The sequence below is a fragment of the uncultured Nostoc sp. genome (assembly GCF_964245575.1).
In the GTDB taxonomy this organism is placed as follows: domain Bacteria; phylum Cyanobacteriota; class Cyanobacteriia; order Cyanobacteriales; family Nostocaceae; genus Nostoc.
This window is the reverse complement of record NZ_CAXTNP010000453.1, coordinates 1-4169: the sequence shown is the minus strand read 5'-3', so window position 1 is coordinate 4169 and position 4169 is coordinate 1. Positions and strand designations below refer to the sequence as shown.

Here is a 4169-nt window from a genome sequence, read left to right as displayed (position 1 = left end):
CCAGTCCCCAGCCCCCTATCCCTTATTCCCAAATCTGCCAATACCTGCATTTGCCCCCAACTCATCTCAGTTTCCGGGTCAAAAGGTTCGTAGGGAGAAGCTTCGGAGGTGGGGTAAAAATGTACTGTTTGCCATCCCATTGCCTCCAGTTGTGCATAAACGCGTCCAGCTTCTTCCAGAGTGGCGCAAACCACAAACAAATCTTTGCCCTGAGACTGCGCCAATGCTGAAGCCACCAAACCCTTGGGTAGTCGAGGAATGCCATTTAACCGCAATTCTTGTTGTCGGTTTAGCTTAGAAATAAATTCAGTGGTGAGCGGCGATCGCCCTAAGGCACGCACAATAGAAGAAAATGACATAAGTACTACTAGCGGTGGGAGTCTTTGTAGATCAGAAAATCTTGAGGCAGCTTATCTCAACTATTTTAAAAGTGTTAACAGCCTTCTGATTCTTTCGGTGAAAGAATAATGCACGGCGACTAATAAACTTAAGAACTATAACTATTACTTTGTGTAAAGTAAAAGCATTTATAGAAGCACCTTTAATACTAGATACTAGGTATTGAGCTACGTTCGCTCTGATAAGCGGCAATTTTAAACATGTCCTCCATCACTTTTGAAATTTTAATCATTTTGGTGCTAATTATTGCCAACGGTGTATTTTCTATGTCTGAGATGGCAATTGTCTCAGCCCGGAAAGTTAGGCTACAGCAGCTTGCCAATCAAGGAGATGCCAAGGCAAAGGCAGCATTAAAACTAGCTGAGTCTCCAAATCATTTCCTGTCAACCGTTCAAGTGGGTATTTCCCTGATCGGTATCCTGACTGGTGCTTTTGGAGGAGCAACAATTGCCAGTCGGTTGGCAATCTATGTAAAACGTGTCCCCTTGTTAGCACCTTATAGTGAACCGCTCTCCTTCGGAATAGTGGTTTTGCTCATTACCTATTTCTCACTCATTGTTGGCGAATTGGTACCGAAGCGTCTGGCATTAAACAACCCAGAGAGGATTGCATCGATTGTAGCGATTCCGATGCAAGCATTGGCAGCGATCGCTTCTCCAGTAGTCTATCTTTTAAGCGCTTCTACCGATTTGATCCTGCGAGTGCTGGGAATTACAGCTTCTACCGAGCCACAAGTTACTGAAGAAGAAATTAAAATTTTAATTGAGCAAGGCACCGAGGCGGGAACCTTTGAGGAAGCCGAACAGGATATGGTGGAGCGAGTCTTTCGTTTAGGCGATCGCCCTGTCAGCTACTTAATGACACCCCGTCCAGATATTGTCTGGCTAGACTTGGATGATACTGCCGAAGAAAATCGCCAAAAAATGGTTGATAGTGCCTATTCTCGGTATCCAGTTTGTCAGGGGGGACTTGACAATGTGCTGGGTGTTATGCCAGTTACCGACTTATTAGCCAGAAGTTTCCGAGAAGAACCGCTAGATTTGACAGTGGGATTGCGACAGCCCGTATTCGTGCCAGAAAGCACCCGTGGTTTGAAAGTTTTGGAATTATTCAAGCAAACGATTACTCACATGGCGCTAGTAGTCGATGAATATGGCGTGATTCAAGGATTAGTCACTCTCAACGACATCATGAGCGAAATCGTGGGTGATGTTCCTTCAACAGATGGACAGGATCAACCACAAGCTGTGCAACGCGAAGACGGTTCCTGGCTTTTGGATGGGATGTTGCCTGTAGAGGAGTTTTTAGAACTTTTCGGTATGGAAGAGTGGAAATCCGAAGAAAGCGGCAGTTATCAAACCTTAGGTGGTTTTGTGATCACCCATCTAGGCCGTATTCCTGCCGCAGCAGATTATTTTGAATGGCAAAGTATGCGAATTGAAGTGATGGATATGGATGGTAACCGCGTTGATAAGGTGCTAGTCGTACCAAAGGGAATTAAATCACCGGATACAGCAAAATCTGATTAGTACCGCATGGCGGAAGTCACGCATTCATGCATTCAAAAAGCTTATTGGGCATTAGGCATTGGGTATCGGGCATAGATAATATATGTTTACTATTTCCGATTGTCACAGCCAATGCCCTATTTATGCAATTTGTCAAGTCTTAGATAGACGTTCGACAGCTTCACCCGCCAGCAACTGATGGGCTTGTGCCAAAACTTGGGGGATTTTATCGGCGTGGGGATTGCGGGCGAGACATTGCCGCAAGTCTAATTCGTCTAGTCGATCAGCTTTGTTGCCAGGAAACCAATGGCTGGCATTACCAAGCAGGTTGTAACGCATTTTGGCATAGTCTACCAGATCGTAGGCGATCGCTAGATTACGCAGCCACAAAATCACCCGAATATTTACCTCACCAGGGGTTTCCTCAAAGGTTGGTAGATTTGTCTGCCAAGATTTTACCCAATCTTCTCCCAAAGTAGCGATCGCTTCTGACTCCAACCTCGCTAAAATCAGTGGCAAAATTTCTGATGACCGATCTACTAATTCTAAAGTCTTCAGGTGTTCATCAAAATCTTCTGGTTTTGCTGCCCCCAAACTCAGGGTATGTACCTCCTGATGACTCAAACAAAACAAATCATTAAACACCATTGGACTCAAAGGGGCGCAAAGATTTACTAACTTTTGCGGTGGTTTATATAACAAACCTCCTTTATCAGACGGGCTAATAATAAACACCCCCATATCGTGGCGTTTAGCTGCTTCAATTGCCGCCCAATTCCATTGATTAATGTAGTACCAGTGCAGGTTAACATAATCAAATAGATTGGTATTAATTGTCTGCACAATTATATCTGTTGATCCGTGTGTGGAAAAGCCAATAAATCTAACTTTTCCCTCTTTTTGCAACTGCTGGGCTACTTCCAAACAGCCACCAGGGCGGATGCTGTAGTCTAATGACTCAGCATGATTGATGCCGTGCAACCCTAAAAGGTCAACATAATCTAGCTGGAGATTTTGCAATGATTGTTCAAAGGTCTCGCGGAATTCTTTCGCATCTGCCTTTGGGTTGACTTTGGTCTGAATAATCAACTTTTCGCGGGGAAATTGAGGTAGAACTCTTCCCAATTGCATTTCGGAAGTGCCATAACCACGAGCAGTTTCAATATGATTAATCCCAACCTCAACTGCCCTTCTAATAGTCGCTTCCAGATTCGCCTGACTATCAGCAGGAATTTCGTTATTGGGAACATCTTCCCATTTGAACTGATATCTCATGCCACCGCAGGAAAACACTGGCATCTGTAATTCTGTACGTCCAAATCGTCTATATAGCATCAGTAAATTGTGGATTGCTTACCAACTTCAAATCTAAAACAACAGCCATTCAAGCCTACGGTGCCACAATAACTACCTCTGTTCAATATCTGACACTAGCAAGATTCATCGCATTCTTGAATCGCTCAGGTCTTTTGGTTATTGGATTACGACCAGTATTCCAGTTCCACAGAATAATTATCTTATTCTAAGTTACCACTAGAAAGCATTTTTCCATTGCTATAGAGGCATCGCTATTGTATTGTCAAATCAGATTTTTTACCTGATTTTTTTGACTTATAGCGTTTCTTGATGAAGCTGCGCCAAATCTCTTAATTTTTTATTTATTGGCGTAATTGGTGCTCCTAACGGTTCGTTCTTGATTTGTTGCACTATCGGCGCATCATCATACGAATTGGTATTAGACGCTTGTAAGCTATATTCCGCACCTCAACTCTCACACATCAACAAAATCTCAAGATAAGATCCCCCCGCCTGTGGTGACGCTCTTAAAAAGGGGATAAATCTCATGAAAAGCCCCCCTTTTTAAGGCAGGGCTGTTTCATTCCATTTCAAACAGGATTTGTCAAGATGGTTAGCGAGAAAATTATAAGTAAGGGTGACGATGAGATGAACATTTAAGCACTTAAATATTAGTAAAATAGTTCATCTCTTTTGGCACGCTGGTAACAAAATAACCAAATTTTAATTGCTAGAACCCTTGATTTTTAAAGCTCTTTGGGGAATCAAACAGCCCTGCCTTTTTAAGGGGGGTTGGGGGGATCTTCCAAGGCAAAATATCACTAACACCAAGCATATAAGGTTTTATTATAAATAGTGCGTTTTTTGACCACAGGATAGCGAATCTTAAACTTCGGTTTGTCTGGTGGAACGTAATCGACCAGGGGGCGATCGCGGATTAAAACACAATGCATTTCAGCAAGTGAA

Annotated in this window: 2 protein-coding genes and 1 pseudogene; 1 reads left to right on the top strand and 2 read right to left on the bottom strand. The window is 43.1% G+C overall.

Annotated elements, in window-relative coordinates:
- Positions 1–359, bottom strand: a pseudogene (locus ACFFAP_RS36695) (transcription-repair coupling factor); the annotation flags it as partial.
- 240 nt (positions 360–599) lie between these two features.
- On the opposite strand from ACFFAP_RS36695, the gene ACFFAP_RS36690 reads away from it, so the two are divergent.
- Positions 600–1928 carry a hemolysin family protein gene (locus ACFFAP_RS36690; protein ID WP_375515812.1) on the top strand — a complete coding sequence of 443 codons (1329 nt, stop codon included), beginning with the start codon at positions 600–602 and terminating at the stop codon, positions 1926–1928.
- A gap of 132 nt (positions 1929–2060) precedes the next feature.
- Here ACFFAP_RS36690 and ACFFAP_RS36685 read toward each other — a convergent pair whose 3' ends face one another.
- Positions 2061–3242, bottom strand: coding sequence for an aldo/keto reductase (locus tag ACFFAP_RS36685; RefSeq protein WP_375515811.1), 1182 nt, complete (start codon positions 3240–3242; stop codon positions 2061–2063).
- Positions 3243–4169: the final 927 nt, after the last annotated feature.

What these genes read in the sequence shown, in the direction of transcription:
- ACFFAP_RS36685 (WP_375515811.1), bottom strand. Translation starts at nt 3,242, where the DNA reads ATGCTATATAGACGATTTGGACGTACAGAATTACAGATGCCAGTGTTT.
- ACFFAP_RS36690 (WP_375515812.1), top strand. Translation starts at nt 600, where the DNA reads ATGTCCTCCATCACTTTTGAAATTTTAATCATTTTGGTGCTAATTATT.